Source organism: Paracoccus beibuensis (genome assembly GCF_026162625.1).
Taxonomy (GTDB): Bacteria; Pseudomonadota; Alphaproteobacteria; order Rhodobacterales; family Rhodobacteraceae; genus Paracoccus; species Paracoccus beibuensis.
The window spans coordinates 91,942-109,071 of sequence record NZ_JAOTBD010000001.1 but is presented as its reverse complement, the minus strand read 5'-3'; the positions used below and the strand labels follow the sequence as shown (position 1 = coordinate 109,071).

General features: G+C 68.7%; 13 protein-coding genes. 6 read left to right on the top strand and 7 right to left on the bottom strand.

Going from position 1 to position 17,130, the window contains the following annotated elements; translation table 11 throughout:
* Window positions 1–45 precede the first annotated feature (45 nt).
* The 3 genes from recJ (at window position 46) to OC159_RS00565 (ending at window position 4,348) form a co-directional block, all read left to right on the top strand.
* A complete protein-coding gene (gene recJ / locus OC159_RS00575; RefSeq protein WP_265499206.1) occupies window positions 46–1,782 on the top strand; it encodes a single-stranded-DNA-specific exonuclease RecJ in 1,737 nt (578 codons plus the stop codon).
* A 77-nt stretch (window positions 1,783–1,859) separates the two neighbouring features.
* The gene (locus tag OC159_RS00570; RefSeq protein WP_265499205.1) at window positions 1,860–2,552 is read left to right on the top strand and encodes a metal-dependent hydrolase; all 693 of its coding nucleotides are present in this window, start codon (window positions 1,860–1,862) and stop codon (window positions 2,550–2,552) included.
* Window positions 2,549–4,348 (top strand): aminopeptidase P family protein, encoded by a 1,800-nt coding sequence (locus OC159_RS00565; protein ID WP_265499204.1) that lies wholly within the window; start codon window positions 2,549–2,551, stop codon window positions 4,346–4,348. Before OC159_RS00570 ends, OC159_RS00565 begins: the two co-directional genes overlap by 4 nt.
* A 75-nt stretch (window positions 4,349–4,423) precedes the next feature.
* Here the strand turns inward: OC159_RS00565 and OC159_RS00560 are convergent, their stop codons facing one another.
* From OC159_RS00560 to gltX, 3 genes are all read right to left on the bottom strand, one after another.
* Entirely contained in the window at window positions 4,424–5,089 is a 666-nt protein-coding gene (locus tag OC159_RS00560; RefSeq protein ID WP_265499203.1) for an SDR family NAD(P)-dependent oxidoreductase, read from the bottom strand.
* Window positions 5,090–5,301: 212 nt separating this feature from the next.
* Entirely contained in the window at window positions 5,302–6,591 is a 1,290-nt protein-coding gene (locus OC159_RS00555; protein WP_265499202.1) for a citrate synthase, read from the bottom strand.
* Window positions 6,592–6,664: 73 nt separating this feature from the next.
* Entirely contained in the window at window positions 6,665–8,059 is a 1,395-nt protein-coding gene (gene gltX / locus OC159_RS00550; RefSeq protein WP_265499201.1) for a glutamate--tRNA ligase, read from the bottom strand.
* 115 nt (window positions 8,060–8,174) lie between these two features.
* Between gltX and OC159_RS00545 the strand changes: the two genes are divergently transcribed.
* On the top strand, window positions 8,175–10,313 hold the full coding sequence (locus tag OC159_RS00545) for a ComEC/Rec2 family competence protein (RefSeq protein WP_265499200.1): 2,139 nt from the start codon (window positions 8,175–8,177) through the stop codon (window positions 10,311–10,313).
* A 504-nt stretch (window positions 10,314–10,817) separates the two neighbouring features.
* Here the strand turns inward: OC159_RS00545 and OC159_RS00540 are convergent.
* A complete protein-coding gene (locus OC159_RS00540) occupies window positions 10,818–12,179 on the bottom strand; it encodes an aminotransferase (RefSeq protein WP_265499199.1) in 1,362 nt (453 codons plus the stop codon).
* A 271-nt stretch (window positions 12,180–12,450) separates the two neighbouring features.
* Between OC159_RS00540 and OC159_RS00535 the strand changes: the two genes are divergently transcribed.
* The gene (locus tag OC159_RS00535; RefSeq protein ID WP_265499198.1) at window positions 12,451–13,605 is read left to right on the top strand and encodes a Hint domain-containing protein; all 1,155 of its coding nucleotides are present in this window, start codon (window positions 12,451–12,453) and stop codon (window positions 13,603–13,605) included.
* Window positions 13,606–13,664: 59 nt separating this feature from the next.
* Window positions 13,665–14,996 (top strand): tRNA (N6-isopentenyl adenosine(37)-C2)-methylthiotransferase MiaB, encoded by a 1,332-nt coding sequence (miaB, locus tag OC159_RS00530; RefSeq protein ID WP_265499197.1) that lies wholly within the window; start codon window positions 13,665–13,667, stop codon window positions 14,994–14,996.
* 193 nt (window positions 14,997–15,189) lie between these two features.
* Here the strand turns inward: miaB and ccoP are convergent, their stop codons facing one another.
* The 3 genes from ccoP to ccoO are packed head-to-tail and all read right to left on the bottom strand — an operon-like array spanning window position 15,190 to window position 17,124.
* Window positions 15,190–16,206, bottom strand: a complete 1,017-nt coding sequence (ccoP, locus tag OC159_RS00525; protein ID WP_265499196.1) for a cytochrome-c oxidase, cbb3-type subunit III — start codon at window positions 16,204–16,206, stop codon at window positions 15,190–15,192.
* Complete coding sequence (locus tag OC159_RS00520; RefSeq protein ID WP_265499195.1) at window positions 16,206–16,394, bottom strand: cbb3-type cytochrome c oxidase subunit 3; 189 nt, start codon at window positions 16,392–16,394, stop codon at window positions 16,206–16,208. Before OC159_RS00520 ends, ccoP begins: the two co-directional genes overlap by 1 nt.
* 7 nt (window positions 16,395–16,401) lie before the next feature.
* Complete coding sequence (ccoO, locus tag OC159_RS00515; protein WP_265499194.1) at window positions 16,402–17,124, bottom strand: cytochrome-c oxidase, cbb3-type subunit II; 723 nt, start codon at window positions 17,122–17,124, stop codon at window positions 16,402–16,404.
* Window positions 17,125–17,130: the final 6 nt, after the last annotated feature.

The following is a 17,130-nucleotide window of genomic DNA, read 5'->3' as shown; positions in this document are numbered from 1 at the left end:
CCGGGACCTCCCTGGGGGTGCTTGGGGCAAGGAAGAAGAGGCAGCGTGGCGTTTCTGGGAATCGACAGCTCGCTGACGGGTCGGCGCTGGATCGGCCCCGAGGCGGAGCTTGAGCGGCGGGCCGAAGGGCTGGCGCAGCAGGCCGCCCTGCCCCTGCCCGTGGCGCGGGTGCTGGCCGAACGCGCGGTGGAACCCGCCGAGGCCTCGGGCTTCCTGACCCCGAAGCTGCGCGACCTGCTGCCCGACCCGCTGCTGCTGCGCGACATGGATGTCGCGGCCGACCGGCTGGTCGAGGCGGCCGTGACCGGCCAGCGGATCGCCATCTTCGCCGACTACGACGTCGATGGGGGGGCCTCGGCCGCGCTGCTGATCGACTGGCTGCACCAGCAGGGGCGGCAGGCGACCCTCTATATCCCCGACCGCATCGACGAGGGCTATGGCCCGAACGTCCCCGCCATGGAGGCGCTGGCGCGGGACCACGACCTGATCGTCTGCGTCGATTGCGGCACGCTGAGCCACGACGCGCTGGCCGCCGCCAAGGGCTGCGACGTGATCGTGCTGGACCACCACCTGGGCGGCGAGACGCTGCCGCCCGCCCTGGCCGTCGTGAACCCGAACCGCAACGACGAGGACGGAACGCTTGGGCATCTCTGCGCGGCAGGCGTCGTCTTCCTGACGCTGGTGCAGGCAGGACGCGGTCTGCGGGCCCGCGGGCTGCCAGAGCCCGACCTGATGGCGATGATGGACCTTGTGGCGCTGGCGACGGTGGCCGATGTGGCGCCGCTGGTCGGCGTGAACCGCGCCTTCGTCCGCCAGGGCTTGGCGGTGATGGCGCGGCGGCAGCGGACGGGGCTGGTGGCGCTGTCGGATGTCGCGCGGCTGGACGGCCCCCCTGCGGCGTTTCACCTGGGCTTTCTTCTGGGGCCGCGCATCAACGCGGGCGGGCGCGTGGGGCGGGCCGATCTGGGCGCGCTGTGCCTGTCCTGCCGCGATCCGCGCCAGGCCGAAGACCTGGCGCGCCAGCTGGACGAGCTGAACCGCGACCGCCGCAACATCGAGGCCGCCGTGCGGCTGGAGGCGCTGGCGCAGGTCGAGGCGCGGGGCGATCCGCGCCTGTCCTGGGCCGCCGGTCCCGGCTGGCATCCCGGCGTGGTCGGCATCGTCGCCGCCCGCGTGAAAGAGGCGACTGACCTCCCCTCGGTCGTGATCGGGGTCGAGGGCGGCATCGGCAAGGGCAGCGCCCGCTCGGTCCCCGGCATCGATCTGGGGCGGGCGATCCAGCGGCTGGCGCGCGAGGGGCTGCTGCTGAAAGGTGGCGGGCACGAGATGGCCGCCGGGCTGACGGCCGAGGAAGCCAAGATCGCCCCCGCGATGGAACGCCTGGCCGACCTGATCGCCCGCGACCTTGCAGGCCGCACCGGCGGGCGAGAGCTGCGCATCTCGGGCCTGCTGGAATGCGCAGGTGCCACACCGCAGATGTACCGGATGCTTGAAGACGCCGGTCCCTACGGGCAGGCCGCCCCGGCCCCGCGCTTCGCCTTTGCCGATCAGCTGATCGACAGCGCCGCGACGATGGGCGACCGCCACCTGCGGCTCTCGTTCCGCAGCTCCGGCGCGCCCGCTCTGGAGGCCGTCGCCTGGGGTGCGATGGACGGCCCGCTCGGGCCGGGCCTGATCGGCGCCAAGGGCCGGCGCTTTCATCTGGCCGGCAAGCTGGAGCTGTCGACCTGGGGTGGACGCGAGCGCCTGCGCCTGCGCCTGGACGACGCCGCGCCGGTCTGAAGGCAACCCTTGCCCTTTGCTGGGGGTTCTGGTCAGCGCCCGTCGCGGCGGCTAACCTGATCCTCAAGGAGGACCCGATGAACCTGACCTGGCTTGGCCATTCCGCCTTTCGGCTTGAAATCGAACAGGCCGTGATCCTGATCGACCCCTGGATGACCGGCAATCCCGCCTTTCCCGACGGCGCGCGCGACGACGCCGTCCGGGGGGCGACGCATATCTTGCTGACCCACGGCCATGGCGACCACAGCGGCGACACGCTGGCGCTGGCCCGGGACCTGAAGATCCCCGTCGTGGGCATCTTCGACCTGATCAGCCATTGGCAGGACTCCGAAGGCATCGACGGCATCGGCTTCAACAAGGGCGGCACGGTCGACCTGGGCGGCGCGCAGGTCACGATGGTGAACGCAACGCATTCCAGCTCGATCGCGGGGCCGAACGGGCCGGTCTATGCGGGCCACGAATCGGGCTACATGATCGCGGGCGACGGCCACGTGATCTATGTCTCGGGCGACACCGACATCATGGCCGACATGGAATGGATGGGCGACCTGCACAAGCCGGACATCGGCATCCTCTGCGCGGGCGGCCACTTCACCATGGACATGACGCGCGCCGCCTATGCTGCGAAGCGTTATTTCGACTTCAAGACCGTCATCCCCTGCCATTACAAGACCTTCCCTGCACTGGACCAGGATGCCAGCGCCCTGATCGCCGGACTGCCGGGCGTCCAGGTCATCGAACCCGAAGTCATGAAGGCCATCAAATTGTGAGTTTCCAAAGCTTTGAAGATCCCGCCGGCGGCGGCGACCACGCCGCCCGGTTGGAGGCCCTGCGCCAGGTGATGCGCGACCAGGATCTGTCCGCCGTCATCGTGCCCCGCGCCGATGTGCACCAGGGCGAATACGTGGCCGACGCCGATGCGCGGCTGGCCTGGCTGACCGGGTTCACCGGCAGCGCGGGCTTTGCCATTGCGACGTTGGACCGGGCCGGCGTCTTCGTCGACGGCCGTTACCGCGTGCAGGTCAGGGGGCAGATCGATCTGCGCCACTTCACGCCGGTGGATTGGCCCGAGACGCGGCCCTCGGACTGGCTGCGCGAGGCGCTGCCGCAGGGTGGCCGCGTGGGCTTCGACCCCTGGCTGCACACCCGGCGAGAGATCGAGACGATCGACGCCGCGCTGGAAGGCAGCTCCATCGCGCTGATCGCGCTGGACGACAACCCGGTCGACGCCATCTGGCCCGACCGCCCGGCCCCACCGGTCGGCGCCGCGCGCACTCACCCCGAGGATGTCGCCGGCGAAAGCGCCGCCCAGAAGCGGGCGCGCCTGGCCGTCCAGCTGAAGGCCGAGGGTCAGGCGGCGGCGCTGCTGACGCTGCCCGACTCGATCTCGTGGCTGCTGAACATCCGCGGCAGCGACCTGCCCAAGAACCCGGTGGTGCAGTCCTTTGCGGTCCTGTCGGACACGGGCCACGTCGCGCTCTTTGCCGATCCGGCCAAGTTCGACGATGACCTGCGGGCGCATCTGGGCAACCACGTCTCGATCCTGCCGGCCGATGCGCTGGCGGCCGCGCTGACCGACCTGGAAGGACCCGTGCGGCTTGATCCGGCCACCGCGCCCGAGGCCGCATTCCGCATCCTCGACGATGCCGGCACCGACATCGTGCGGGGGGCGGACCTCGCGCTCTTGCCCAAGGCCCGCAAGAACGCGGCCGAACTGGCGGGCATGCAGGCGGCGCACCACCGCGACGGCGTCGCGATGGTGCGGCTTCTGGCCTGGCTCGACGCGCAGGACCCGGCCGCGCTGACCGAGATCGATGTGGTCCGGCGGCTGGAGGATCTGCGCCGCGACGCAGGGATCCTCGACATCAGCTTCGACACGATCATGGGCGCCGGCCCGAACGGCGCCATCGTCCACTACCGCGTGACCGAACGGTCGAACCGCCGCCTTGCCGATGGTGAACTGCTGCTGATCGATTCGGGCGGGCAATATCGCGACGGCACGACGGATATCACCCGCACGGTGACGCTCGGGCAGGTGCGGCAGGACGCGGTTGCCCCCTTCACCGCGGTCCTGCGCGGCATGATCGCCCTGACCCGCGCGCGCTTCCCGAAAGGCGTGGGCGGCGCGCATCTGGATGCACTGGCGCGGCAGTTCCTGTGGCAACAGGGGCTCGACTTCGACCACGGCACCGGCCACGGCGTCGGCGCCGCACTCTGCGTTCACGAGGGCCCCGCGCGGATCAGCCGCGTCAGCGACATGGCGCTGGAGCCCGGCATGATCCTCTCGAACGAGCCTGGATACTACCGCGAAGGCAGCTTCGGCATCCGGATCGAGAACCTGGTCGCGGTGACCGAGGCCGAGGCCGAGCCCGGCCGCCAGATGCTGGGCTTCCAGACGTTGACGCTCTGCCCCATCGACCGGCGGCTGATCGACGTCGCGGCCTTGTCGCGGGACGAGATCGCCTGGCTCGACGCCTATCACGCCCAGGTGCGGGACGCGCTGGTCGACCGGCTCGACCCGGCCGAACAGGATTGGCTCAGGGCCGCGACGGATCCGCTCGGCTGAAACGGGGCGCGACACCCGGGGGGTGCGGGGGGCAGGCAGCCCCCCGCCGTCGCGGGACGTAAGGCTCGGCCGCAGTCAGAGCGCGTTCAGGATCCGTTCGGCTTCGTTCTTGCAGGGCGACAGCGCGCCCCGCTCTTCGCCGGGATAGAACCTGGCGCGTACGGCCGTCGGCATGGGCGCCGGCGCATCGATCACGATGCGCGGCCCGGTCTGCACCGTCTCCGCCCGCCAACTGCGGGCCAGCGCGATCTGCGCCGCCTTGCTGGCCCCATAGGCGCCGAAGAACTTTTGCCCGGCGCGCGGGTCGTCGAAGAACAGCGCCGTGCCGCCCTGCAGGCGCAACAGCGGCTCCAGCAGCGCGATCAGCCCGCGCGTCACCTCGACATTGGTCAGCATCGACTTCGACCAATCCCGCCCCTCGATATGCGGCGCGGGCGCCAGGGGCGCGGCGTGTACGGCGGTATGCGCCCACAGGTCCAGCCCGCCCCAGCGGTCGCGGATCGCCTGCACCATCTGCTGCATGGGCGCGGGGTCGTTGATGTCCATCGGCGCCAGCGTTGCCTGCCCACCGGCGGCCCTGATCCGATCGTCCAGTTCCTCCAGCGCGCCCACCGTCCGGGCCACCGCCAGAACGTGGTATCCCCGCGCCGCCAGCCCCTCGGCCAGCGCCGCGCCCAGACCCCGAGAGGCCCCCGTCACAAGCGCCAGCCTGGGCGCCCCTGCCTGATCAATCTCGCTCATGCCGGCTCCCTTGCCACCGCGACGGCCATCGCGCAAGGCCCTGTCGGTGCCGCCGCCCCCGGACATCGGGACGGCACGCGGCATCCGGCGGATCCGCGGCACCGGCACGATCTCCCGCCCTGCGGCAGCCCCGACAAAGCCAATGCCCCGCCTCCTTGCGGAAACGGGGCATTGCGAAGCCTGACCGGCGGCCGGTGCCGCCGCCTTGGCCCTCAGCGAGCGGACAGGTCGATGTAGTCGCGCTTGCCGCTGCCGACATACAGCTGCCGCGGGCGGCCGATCTTGTTCTGCGGGTCGGCGATCATCTCTTTCCACTGGGCGATCCAGCCAACCGTGCGCGACAGCGCGAAGATCGGTGTGAACATCGAGGTGGGGAAACCCATCGCCTCGAGGATGATGCCCGAATAGAAGTCCACGTTCGGATAGAGCTTCTTCGAGACGAAGTACTCGTCCTCCAGCGCGATCCGCTCAAGCTCTTTGGCGACCTGCAGGGTCGGATTGTCGGCCACACCCAGAAGGTCCAGCACCTCGTCCGCGGACTCCTTCATGACCTTCGCGCGCGGGTCGAAGTTCTTGTAGACACGGTGACCAAAGCCCATCAGGCGGAACGGGTCGTCCTTGTCCTTGGCGCGCGCGATGTATTCCGGGATCCGGTCGACGGTGCCGATCTGGCGCAGCATTTCCAGGCAGGCCTGATTGGCGCCGCCATGGGCGGGGCCCCACAGACAGGCGATGCCGGCCGCGATGCAGGCGAAGGGGTTCGCTCCCGACGACCCGGCCAGGCGCACGGTGGAGGTCGAGGCGTTCTGTTCGTGATCGGCATGCAGCGTGAAGATGCGGTCCATGGCGCGGGCAAGGGCCGGGTCCACGTTGTATTTCTCGGCCGGAACCGAGAAGCACATGTTCAGGAAGTTCGACGCATAATCCAGCTCGTTCTGCGGATAGACGAAGGGCTGGCCGATCGAATACTTGTAGGCCATTGCGGCGATCGTCGGCAGCTTCGCGATCAGGCGGATCGAGGCGACCTCGCGCTGCCACGGGTCGCTGATGTCGGTCGAGTCGTGGTAAAAGGCCGACATGGCCCCCACGACGCCGACCATGGTCGCCATCGGATGCGCGTCGCGACGGAAGCCCCGGAAGAAGTTGTGCATCTGTTCATGCACCATCGTGTGGCGCGTGATGCGGTTCTGGAAGTCGGTCATCTGCTCGGCCGTGGGCAGTTCGCCGTAAAGCAGCAGGAAGCACACTTCCAAGTAGTTCGACTTGGCGGCCAGCTGTTCGATCGGATAGCCGCGATACCACAGTTCTCCCTTGTCGCCGTCGATATAGGTGATCGTCGAATCGCAGCTGGCGGTCGAGGTGAAGCCAGGGTCATAGGTGAACACGTCCGCCTGGCCATAGAGCTTGCGGATGTCCAGAACCTCCGGTCCATGCGTCGGGCTGAGGATCGGCAGCTCGTATTCCTGTTCGTCGATTCGCAGTTTGGCTGTCTTGTCCGCCATCCTGTGCGTCCTTTCCGGCTAAGCCCGCCCCATCGTCACGTCGTGACGGGATCCGGGCATGTTGCGGCAGGCCTCAGCCTGCCAAATCGGTCTGGTCCTGAAGCCGGGCCAGCGTCTCTTCGCGGCCAAGCGCAGTCATCATGTCGAACACGCTGGGGGTTGCGCCGGTCCCGGCCAAGGCCGCCCGCAAAGGTCCCGCGATCTTGCCAAGCCCGACGCCGTTCGCCTCGGCAACCTGCTTGGCCGCACCCTCCAGATCGTCTCGGCTCCAGCTAACATTCTGCACTGCGGCAGTCAACGATCGCAGCATACCACGGGATACCGAATCCAGAGACTTGTTCGCTTTCTCATCCACCTGCACGGGCCGCTCGATCATCGCGAACCGGGCCTGATCCAGCAGCGCCGGCAGGGTTTTCGCCTTGTCCTTCAGCACGGCCATCGCGCCCATGATGCGGTCCCGCTGCAGCGCCGTCAGCGATGCCGCCCCAATTTCCGCAAGGTAGTCCTCCAGCGCGGACATGACGGCCGCATCGCTCATCGTGCGAAGGTGGTGGCCGCTGACATGTTCCAGTTTCTTGAAATCCAGCCGGGCAGGCGCGCGCCCGATGCCCGACAGGTCGAACCATTCGCGCGCCTGCGCGTCGTCGAACAGTTCGTCGTCGCCATGGCTCCAGCCGAGGCGGGCGAGATAGTTGCGCATCGCCGCGGGCGGATAGCCGAGCGCCGCGAATTCGTGCAGGCCCACCGCGCCGTGGCGCTTGGACAGCTTCTTGCCGTCCTCGCCGTGGATCAGCGGGATATGGGCGAAGACCGGGCGGTCCCAGCCCATCGCGTCATAGATCTGGATCTGCCGCGCGGTGTTGGTCAGGTGATCGTCCCCCCGGATCACATGCGTCACGCCCATGTCGTGATCGTCCACCACCACCGCCAGCATGTAGGTCGGCGTACCGTCGCTGCGCAACAGGACCATGTCGTCCAGCTGGTCGTTGGCGACGCGCACCTCGCCCTGCACCTGGTCGTCGATCACCGTCTCGCCCGTCCGCGGGGCCTTGAGGCGAATCGCGAAGGGCGCGTCCGGAAGGTCGATCGCGTCGCGCCATGGGCTTGCGAAGGGCTGGCGCGGGTTCGCCTCGCGCCAGGCAGCGATTTCCTCGGTCGTCGAGAAGCACCGGTAGGCCGTGCCGTTCGCCAGCATCTGCTGGGCGACTTCGGCATGGCGGTCCTTGCGGGCGAACTGGCTGACCGGTTCCCCGTCCCAGTCGAGGCCAAGCCAGGTCAGGCCCTTGAGGATCGCGGCGGTCGCCTCGGGCGTGGACCGGGCGCGGTCGGTATCCTCGATCCGCAGCAGGAACTTGCCCCCGCGTCCGCGGGCGAACAGCCAGTTGAACAGTGCCGTCCGGGCGCCTCCGATATGCAGAAAGCCGGTGGGCGAGGGGGCGAAGCGGGTGACGGGAGGGGTCTGGGACATGCGGGCCTTCGGCAGAGAGGTGACGTGGCGGGGCGGTCTGGCGTTAACACTTCGGTAAGCATCGCCGTGCCATCTTCGCGGCAATTGATAGTCAACGGTCCCCGAAAGGACAAGGATGTTGCCCCAGTCGGGCACGGCGCCCCTGCCCCATGCCCGGCCCCGGATCGTCCCCGTGCCGCGCGTCCGACCTGCGGCGGCGGTGCGCGCGGGTCTGTTCCCCTGGGTGCCGGTCTGCCTGTCGGCCGGGATCGGGCTGTGGTTCCTGCGGCCCGCGCTGCTGGGCTGGCCGGAATGGGCCGCGATCGCGGCGGTCCTGCTGTCTGCCCTTGTCGTTGCCCGATTTGCACCGACCTGGGCCGAGCGCGGGCGGATCGGCTGGCCGGCCGCCGACGCCCTGCACCTGGGGGCGCTTGTGATCTGCCTGGTCGCCGGCGGCACGGGGCTGGCCGGCGTTCGTGCCGCCCATGTCGCGGCCCCCGTGCTGGAATGGCGCTACTATGGCCCGGTCGAGGGGCGAGTGATCGAGATCGACCGCTCCAGCCGCGACCGCATGCGCCTGACGCTGGACCGCGTGGTGCTGCGCGACCTGCCCCCCGACCGGACCCCGGCGCGGGTGCGCCTGTCGCTGATGGGCGATGGTGCGCTGCCGCCCCTGGGCCAGCGCGTGATGCTGACCGGCCATCTGGGTCCGCCCCCTGCCCCGGCCTCGCCCGGCAGCTTCGACTTCCGCCTCCATGCGTGGTTCGAGGGGCTTGGCGCCGTCGGGTACACCCGCACGCCGATCATGTCCGTCGCCCCGGTCGAGGGCGGCATCTGGTGGATGCACCGCGCCCGCATGGCGATCAGCGCCGCGATCCAGGACCGCATCGGCGGCCAGGCGGGCGCGGTGGCATCGGCGCTGATGACGGGCGACCGGTCGGGCATTTCGGAACAGACGAACGAGGTGATGCGGGCATCGAACCTCTACCACATCATCTCGATTTCCGGGTTGCACATGGGGATGCTGGCGGGCTTCGTCTATGGCGGACTGCGGCTGGCGACGGTCCTGGTCCAGGCTGGCGGCATGGGCCTTGGCCGGCCGCTGCACAAGGTCGCGGCGGGCGGCGCGCTGGCGGCGGCGGCGGGCTATCTGTGGCTGTCGGGCGGCGGCGTCGCGACCGAGCGGGCCTTCATCATGGTTGCCGTCATGCTGGGTGCGATCATGGTCGACCGGCGGGCGATTTCGTTGCGCACGGTCGCCGTGGCCGCGACCGTGATCCTGATCTACAGCCCCGAGGCGGTAACCGGCGCCGGCTTCCAGATGAGCTTTGCCGCCACCATCGCGCTGATCCTGTCCTATGGGCCCTGGTCGCGCATCGGCCCGCGCCTGCCCTGGTGGCTGCGCCCGGGCGCGATGCTGATCGTGTCGTCCCTGGTCGCCGCGGTCGCGACTTCCCCCATCGCGGCGGCGCATTTCAACCGCATGGCCCAGTACGGGCTGCTGGCGAACCTGCTGGCGGTTCCCGTCATGGGAACGCTCGTCATGCCAGCGGGCGTCATCGGTGCGATCCTGGCGCTGGTCGGTCTGGAGGGTCCCGCCCTCTGGATCATGGGCATCGGCACCAAGTGGATGCTGCTGGTCGCAGAGCAGGTCGCGAACCTCGGTGGGGCGGTCACGGCGCTTCCGCTGCCCCCCGGCCCGGTGGTCCCGATGATGGAGTTCGGCGCGGCGCTGGCTATCCTCTGCTGGCGCGGCGGTTGGCGCCGCAGCGTGGCGACGGCGGGCCTGGGCCTTGGCATCGCATTGATGGCCGCGGCGGCGGCCGCATGGATCACGGCCAGCCGGCCGCTGCTGCTGATCGCGCCCGAAGGCGAGGCCGTGGGCGTGATGACGCCGCAGGGGCGGGCGATCTCGAAACCTTCGGGCGGATCGTTCGTGGTGTCCACGTGGCTTCAGGAAGACGGCGACATGTCGACGCAAGAGCACGCTGCCAACCGGCCGGCATGGTCGGGCGACCGCCGCAACCGGGTGGCCGACCTGCCCGAGGAGTGGCAGCTGTGGCACCTGACCGGCAAGGGCTCGGGCGAACGCGCGGCCGAGGCCTGTCGCCCCCTGCGGATCGTCGTGGCCTCGGAACCGGTCGACCTTGCAGACCCCACACCCTGCCTGCTGCTGGACCCCGGGCGGCTTGCCGCCACCGGCGCCGTGTCCATCGGCTTCTCCAACGGCCGGCCGACCGTCCACCACGCCGCGCCCCTCCGTCTTGGGCGATGACGTCAGTATCCTTGTAGAGGAGACTATGCGGGCGACTTCGAAACCGGGCGCTGTCAAGCATAGCGCCACCCGTCGTCCTCTTGGATTTGGCCGAGCGCCCGTCACATCCGTTGATCCGACTATATCGAGTCTGCCTTCAGGCGAGTCCCGCCGGCGGGTCCCCGTTGCCGATACCAGCCAGCGGTGACAGCAGCACGACTGCACCCGCCGCAGCTCCTGAACGACCGCGGGGCCCGCAAGGGTCCCGCCACCGCCGGGCCCCTTGAGGCCGGCAAATCCCCCCGTCGCCACGCAATCCCCGATCATGGGCGCGGAAGCTTCTGATACGCGCGTCAAATAGGGGTAAACCCCCTGACCGGCCCACTCCCCATGCGGAAAAGACGCTGCATGCCTTCACCGGCGAGGGACGGAAACGGCCGTCGAACCAACTTCCTGCCGCCGTAGGGATCGGAACGAACGCAGGCCGGGGACGCCCTGCCTGCGTTCGGATCAATTCGGATCACGTCATGCCAGTTCGGCGAAGACCTTCCCGAGCGCCTTGTCTAGCTTCTCGAACATCTCGTCCATCTGCGCGGTCGTCAGGATGAAGGGCGGGCAGAGGACGATGGACTGACCCAGCGGGCGGCAGATCAGGCCCATGTCGGTGCAGGTGTTGGCGATGCGTTCGCTGACCGACAGGTGCCCCTCGAACGGGGTCTTGGTGGCCTTGTCGCGCACCGCCTCCAGCGCCCACATGAAGCCCACGCCGCGGTATTCGCCGATGTTCGGGTTCTGGGCCAGCTGGCGCAGCCCGTCCTCGAAGCGAGGGGCGAGGTCGACGACGTTCTGGGCCAGCCCCTCGTTCATCACGACGTCGATGGCCTTCAGCGCGACCGCGCAGCCGACCGGGTGCCCGGATGCGGTGAAGCCGTGCGGGAACTCCTCTATCTTGTCGATCGCGGCCTGCAGGCGGTCCGTCAGTTCCGGCCCCAGGATCACCGCGCCCATCGGGAAGAGGCCCGCCGTCAGGTTCTTGGAGCTGATGATGGCGTCGGGCACGAAGTCATAGGTCTGGCTGCCCCAGGTGTTCCCGGTGCGGCCGAAGCCCGTGATCACCTCGTCCGCAATCATGGGGATGCCGTGCTTCTTCAGCACCGGCATGATCGCCTGGAAGTAACCGGCGGACGGCGGGATCACGCCCCCTGCCCCCTGCACGGGTTCGGCGAAGAAGCCCGCGATGGTGTCGGCGCCCTCGGCTTCGATCGTCTCGTCCAGCTCGCGTGCCAGGCGTTGCGTGAACTGCTCCTCGGTCTCGCCCTCCTGGCCGAAGCGCCAGTAATGCGGGCAGGTCAGGTGGATGAAGCCCGGCAGCGGCAGGCCGAACACCTCGTTATAGGGCTTGCCGGTCATGGAGGCCGAGACCGCCGTCACGCCGTGATAGGCGTTCCAGCGCGTCAGGATCTTGCGCTTTTGCGGGTTCCCTTCGCTGGCGTGCATGAACCACAGCATCTTGACCATGGTGTCGTTCGCCTCGGACCCCGAGTTTGTATAGAACACCTTGCCGCGCGCGAACGGCGACACCTCGACCAGCTTTTCCGACAGCATCACCGTCTGGTCGGACATCCGGCCGAAGAACGCGTGATAGCCGGGAAAGCGGTCGTACTGCGCCTTGGCGGCCTCGGCCAGACCCTTGTGGTCGAAGCCCGCGACCATGTTCCACAGGCCCGAATTGGCGTCCAGGTAGCGGTTGCCGTTCACGTCGACGACATAGGGTCCCTCGCCATGCGTCAGCACGACGGCGCCGCGCTTGTGCACGCTTGGCAGGTCGGTAAAGCCGTAGAGCGAATATTCGTCGGCGCGGGCTTCCCAGCTTTGCGGGGTCGTCATCGTGATGCTCCTGTGACCGGTTCGGTCACAGGCTATCCGCCCGGAACCGCACGTTCAATGGCCGCACACGCAAGGCCGCATGCGACGCATTTGATGGACTTTGGGTTTGGCGGAACGCCCTCAGCAGGGTTACCTTTCACCCGTCACGGCCCTGATCGGGGGCCACAATGTCACCGGGTTCGCGAAGAACCCGGCCGCACCAGAACGGCGCACCTCACCATCATGCAGATCAGCCCGGACCTTCGGCACCGGCAGCAGAGGCGTCGTCAAGATGAACTATTCGGGACCGCTGGTCTTCACGGGCAATCACCTGGCGCGGACCGCCAGCCAGCCGACCAACTTCCGCAACCCCGGCGATCCGGGCTTCGGGATGGAGGTAAGGGACGCTTCGGCCGTCGGCGGGTCGACCGACTACTACCGGCTGGTCTGGGTGGGAAACACCAACGGCACCGACACGACCTTCAGGAACGGCCAGTTCTGGGACATCCAGAAATACGATCCGGCGCAGGACCCCGGGGGCGACCCCTATGCGAACGGCGCGGGCTGGCCCAAGCCCGGCAGCAGCCCGACATTCGCGCGGCTGGTTCCCAAAGACGATCTGGTCGCAGGCATGGGCGGCGGCGAAAATCACATCGTGCTGGAAAACCAGGGCAGCGGCGGGCATCTGGTCCTCGATCTGTCGCGCAGCTTTCCGACTGACAAGACCAACCTCTTCTATCCGGGACCCGGAACAGGGCAGCTCACCTTCGACCGCTTCGCGCCGCCCCCGGCCGAAAGCCCGAGGTCCGCGACCTGCTTCACCCCCGGCACGATGATCGCGACGCCGCACGGTCCCTGCGCGATCGAGGGCCTGGCGGTGGGCGATCTGGTCCTGACGGTCGACAGCGGTGCGCAGCCGATCCTCTGGATCGGGACCCGCGAGGTGCATCTGGATGCCGACGCCGCCCATCTGCGGCCCATCCGCCTTTCGGCGGGTGCATTGGGGCCGGGGATGCCGGACCGCGACCTCCTCGTGTCGCCCCAGCATCGGATGCTGATCCGCTCGGCCACGGCCGAGGCACGGTTCGGATCGGCCGAAATCCTTGTCGCCGCCAAGCAGCTGGTCGCGGTCAGGGGGATCGACGTCGTGGAGGACCTGGCGACGGTCACCTACATCCACATCCTGCTGCCCCGGCACGAGTTGGTCCATGCCAACGGCGCCGTGACCGAATCGATGTATGCCGGGCCGGAAGCCCTGAAGACCCACGATCCGGACACCCGCGCCACCATCATGCGGCTTGCCGGAATGACGGGGCCCGACGTCGAACTGCCCAAGGCGCGCCTGACCCCCTTGGGCGGCCAGGCGCGCCGGCTGGCGCAGCATCACGCCCGCCGCGGGACACCGCTTGTCCTGCCGCTGCGGCAGCAGGTGCCGGCCATGGCCTGAGCGCTTTCCAAGACCAGTGCTTTCCTGTATCAGCACGCGGATCCCAAGGACCGCATGTCATGACCCAGCACGCCCCCTCGAAGGCCGTCAAGAAGCTTTTCATCAAGACCTATGGCTGCCAGATGAACGTCTATGACAGCCAGCGCATGGCCGAGGCGATGGGCGCCGAAGGCTATGTCCTGACCGAGGATCAGGGCGATGCCGACATGGTCCTGCTGAACACCTGCCACATCCGCGAGAAGGCGGCCGAGAAGCTTTATAGCGATCTCGGCCGGCTGAAGCCGCTGAAGGCAGAGAAGCCGGACCTGAAGATCGGCGTCGCCGGCTGCGTGGCCCAGGCCGAGGGCCAGGAGATCGTCCGCCGCATGCCGCTGGTCGACCTGGTGGTGGGGCCGCAGACCTATCACCGCCTGCCCGCGATGGTGCGCGGAGAGGCGCCCGCGATCGTCACCGACTTCCCCGAGGAAGACAAGTTCGACCACCTGCCCGAACGCCGCGCCACCCGCCGCGCGCCCGCGGCCTTCCTGACGGTGCAAGAGGGCTGCGACAAGTTCTGCGCCTTCTGCGTCGTCCCCTACACCCGCGGGGCCGAGGTCAGCCGACCCGTGGACCGCATCATGCGAGAGGCCCGCGATCTCGTGGAACGCGGCGTGCGCGAGGTCACCCTGCTGGGCCAGAACGTCAACGGCTGGCACGGGGCGGGCAGCGACGGCGAATGGGGCTTTGGCCGGCTGATCCGCGCCCTTGGCGAGGTGCCGGGGCTGGACCGCATCCGCTATACGACCAGCCATCCCAACGACATGGCCGACGACCTGATTTCGGCGCATCGCGACATCCCGCAGCTGATGCCCTATCTGCACCTGCCGGTGCAGTCGGGCAGCGACCGCATCCTGAAGGCGATGAACCGCAAGCACACCGCCGACCAGTACCTGCGCCTGATCGACCGCATCCGCGAGGCGCGGCCCGACATCCTGCTGACCAGCGACTTCATCGTGGGCTTTCCCGGAGAGACCGACGAGGACCACCGGGACACGCTGCGGCTGGTCGAACAGGTCGGCTTCGGCACGGCCTTCAGCTTCAAGTATTCGCCCCGCCCCGGCACCCCCGCCTATGACCGCCCCGAGGTCGACGGCGCCGTGGCCGATGCCCGCCTGCAGGAACTGCAGGCCCTGCTGACCCGCCAGCAGAAGGCGGCGCAGCAATCGATGGTCGGCCGCACGCTTGGCGTGCTGTTCGAGAAGGCGGGCCGCGAGGCGGGCCAGATGGTCGGCAAGTCCGACTACCTGCATTCGGTCTTCGTCGAGGCGCCGCAGGCGCAGGTCGGCGATCTGGTGCGGGTCAGGATCGTGGAAAGCGCCCCGAATTCGCTGCGCGGAGAGCTGGTGGCCTGAGGGTAATCGGCCCCCGATCGGACGCGCAAGAGATCGGGGGTCGGATTTCCACGCGGTCGGGCCGGCGCGAAAGCTGGTCTCGCGGTCTTGGGCCGCGAAGAAGGTGCCGGTCCCCCGAGGAACGCGCGAACAGGACGGGGGACCGGTCTTTTCCGTGCCGAAGCGCGGGCACGGAAACCGGTGAACCGGGCGGCTATTCGCCGCCGCCCAGCCCGTGGACATAGACGGCAAGGGCACGGATCTCGGCCTCGGTCAGGCGGCTGGACCAGGCCGGCATCACGCCATAGGGACCTTGGCTGATGATGCGGTCCAGCGTGTCGCGGTCGCTGCCATAGAGCCAGACCTGGTCGTTCAGCGCGGGCGCGCCCTGGTCGCGGCTGCCGCTGCCGTCCTCCATGTGACAGGCCGCGCAGTTGTCGGCGAAGATCGCCGCGCCTTCGGCCGCGCGGGCGGCGTCATGCGGCAGGCCCGACAGCGACAGGACGTGGTCGGTGACCTGCACGATCTGCGCCCGGTCCAGCAACCCGTCGGTGCCGAAGCGCGGCATCTCGGAATAGCGCGTCTCGGGGTCCAGCGGGTCGCGGATGCCGTGCTGCAGGGTCTGGTGGATGTCGGCCAGGCTGCCGCCCCAGAGCCAGCTGTCGTCCAGCAGGTTCGGATAGCCCGCGCCCCCGGCCGCACCCGCGCCGTGGCACTGCGCGCACCATGTCCGGTAAAGCGCCGCGCCCGCATTCGTGGCATAGCCGGTCAGTTGCGGATCGGCGGGTATCTGCTCCAGCGGTGCTGCGACAAGGGCGGCCTGGACCGGCGCGTTCGCTGCGGCAAAGCGGTCGATCTCGGCTGCGACCTCCTCTCGGGTGTCGGTCTGCAGCAGGCCCTGGGTCGCCTGCGTCACCAGGGGAATGGCCGGATAGGCGACGACATAGCCGATCGCCCAGGCAATCGTGGCATAGAAGGTCCACAGCCACCAGCGCGGCATCGGGTTGTCGTATTCGGTGATCCCGTCCCATTCGTGGCCGGTCGAGGGCGTTTCCTGCAGCGCCACCCCATGACGCCCCTTGCGGCGGGTCTTGGGCGCGACCGGCTGGTCGGGGGCGGGACGCGGCGGGATGTCGCCCGCCAACTTGGCGGCATGTTCGACATCGGCGGCGGCACGGCGCAGGCCGATCCTCTCGGCGTCATCCGCCGGTTTCCGGGGCTCGTCGGACATCAGCGGTCCTCCTTGGTCTTGTCCTCGGCCGGACGGGTTTCGTTGCGGAAGATGCTTTCGGCGGCGTCCTTCTGGGCGCGGCGCGCTCCGGGGCGGAACACGAACCCGATCACGCACAGGAAAATCAGCGTCAGCGCCAGCAGGACCCAGCTGTCGGCCAGCGTGCGAAGGAAGCTATAGGTTTCCATGGCGGCCTCAGCGGTTCGGGTCGGGTTCGAAGGTCGAGAAGTCGACCATCGTGCCCAGGATCTGCAGATAGGCGATCAGGGCGTCCATCTCGGTCAACTGGGGCTGGCGGTCGAAGTTGCGCATCTGCGCGCCGGGATACCGGTCCTGCAGGGCCGGGTCGCCGAACGGATCGGCCTGGGCGCGGAAATCGGCCACGGCGTTCTGAAGCATGTCGTCGGTATAGGGCACGCCGACGGTTTCATCCGTGCGCAGACGGTCGCGGATGTGGTCGGGCGTGATTACCCGGTCCAGCAGGAACCCATAGGAGGGCATGATCGATTCCGGCACGACCGAACGCGGATTGCGCAGGTGGTCGATGTGCCACTCGTCGGAATAGCGGCTGCCGACGCGCGCCAGGTCGGGGCCGGTGCGCTTGGAGCCCCATTGGAACGGGTGGTCGTACATCGATTCGGCCGCTAGGCTGTAATGGCCATAGCGTTCGACCTCGTCCCGCATGGGGCGGATCATCTGGCTGTGGCAGACATAGCAGCCCTCGCGGACATAGATGTCGCGGCCGGTCAGCTCCAGCGGGGTGTAGGGGCGGACGCCCTCCACCTTCTCGATGGTATTTTCCAGATAGAACAGCGGGGTGATCTGGACGATGCCGCCGATGGTGACGACCAGGAAGGAAAAGATCAGCAGCAGCGTCGCGTTCTTTTCCAGGATCTTGTGCTTTTCCAGGATGGCCATGATCTG

What these genes read in the sequence shown, in the direction of transcription:
- OC159_RS00570 (WP_265499205.1), top strand. Translation starts at nt 1,860, where the DNA reads ATGAACCTGACCTGGCTTGGCCATTCCGCCTTTCGGCTTGAAATCGAA.
- OC159_RS00535 (WP_265499198.1), top strand. Translation starts at nt 12,451, where the DNA reads ATGAACTATTCGGGACCGCTGGTCTTCACGGGCAATCACCTGGCGCGG.
- ccoP (WP_265499196.1), bottom strand. Translation starts at nt 16,206, where the DNA reads ATGTCCGACGAGCCCCGGAAACCGGCGGATGACGCCGAGAGGATCGGC.
- ccoO (WP_265499194.1), bottom strand. Translation starts at nt 17,124, where the DNA reads ATGGCCATCCTGGAAAAGCACAAGATCCTGGAAAAGAACGCGACGCTG.
- OC159_RS00545 (WP_265499200.1), top strand. Translation starts at nt 8,175, where the DNA reads ATGTTGCCCCAGTCGGGCACGGCGCCCCTGCCCCATGCCCGGCCCCGG.
- gltX (WP_265499201.1), bottom strand. Translation starts at nt 8,059, where the DNA reads ATGTCCCAGACCCCTCCCGTCACCCGCTTCGCCCCCTCGCCCACCGGC.
- OC159_RS00520 (WP_265499195.1), bottom strand. Translation starts at nt 16,394, where the DNA reads ATGGAAACCTATAGCTTCCTTCGCACGCTGGCCGACAGCTGGGTCCTG.
- OC159_RS00540 (WP_265499199.1), bottom strand. Translation starts at nt 12,179, where the DNA reads ATGACGACCCCGCAAAGCTGGGAAGCCCGCGCCGACGAATATTCGCTC.
- OC159_RS00560 (WP_265499203.1), bottom strand. Translation starts at nt 5,089, where the DNA reads ATGAGCGAGATTGATCAGGCAGGGGCGCCCAGGCTGGCGCTTGTGACG.
- OC159_RS00555 (WP_265499202.1), bottom strand. Translation starts at nt 6,591, where the DNA reads ATGGCGGACAAGACAGCCAAACTGCGAATCGACGAACAGGAATACGAG.
- miaB (WP_265499197.1), top strand. Translation starts at nt 13,665, where the DNA reads ATGACCCAGCACGCCCCCTCGAAGGCCGTCAAGAAGCTTTTCATCAAG.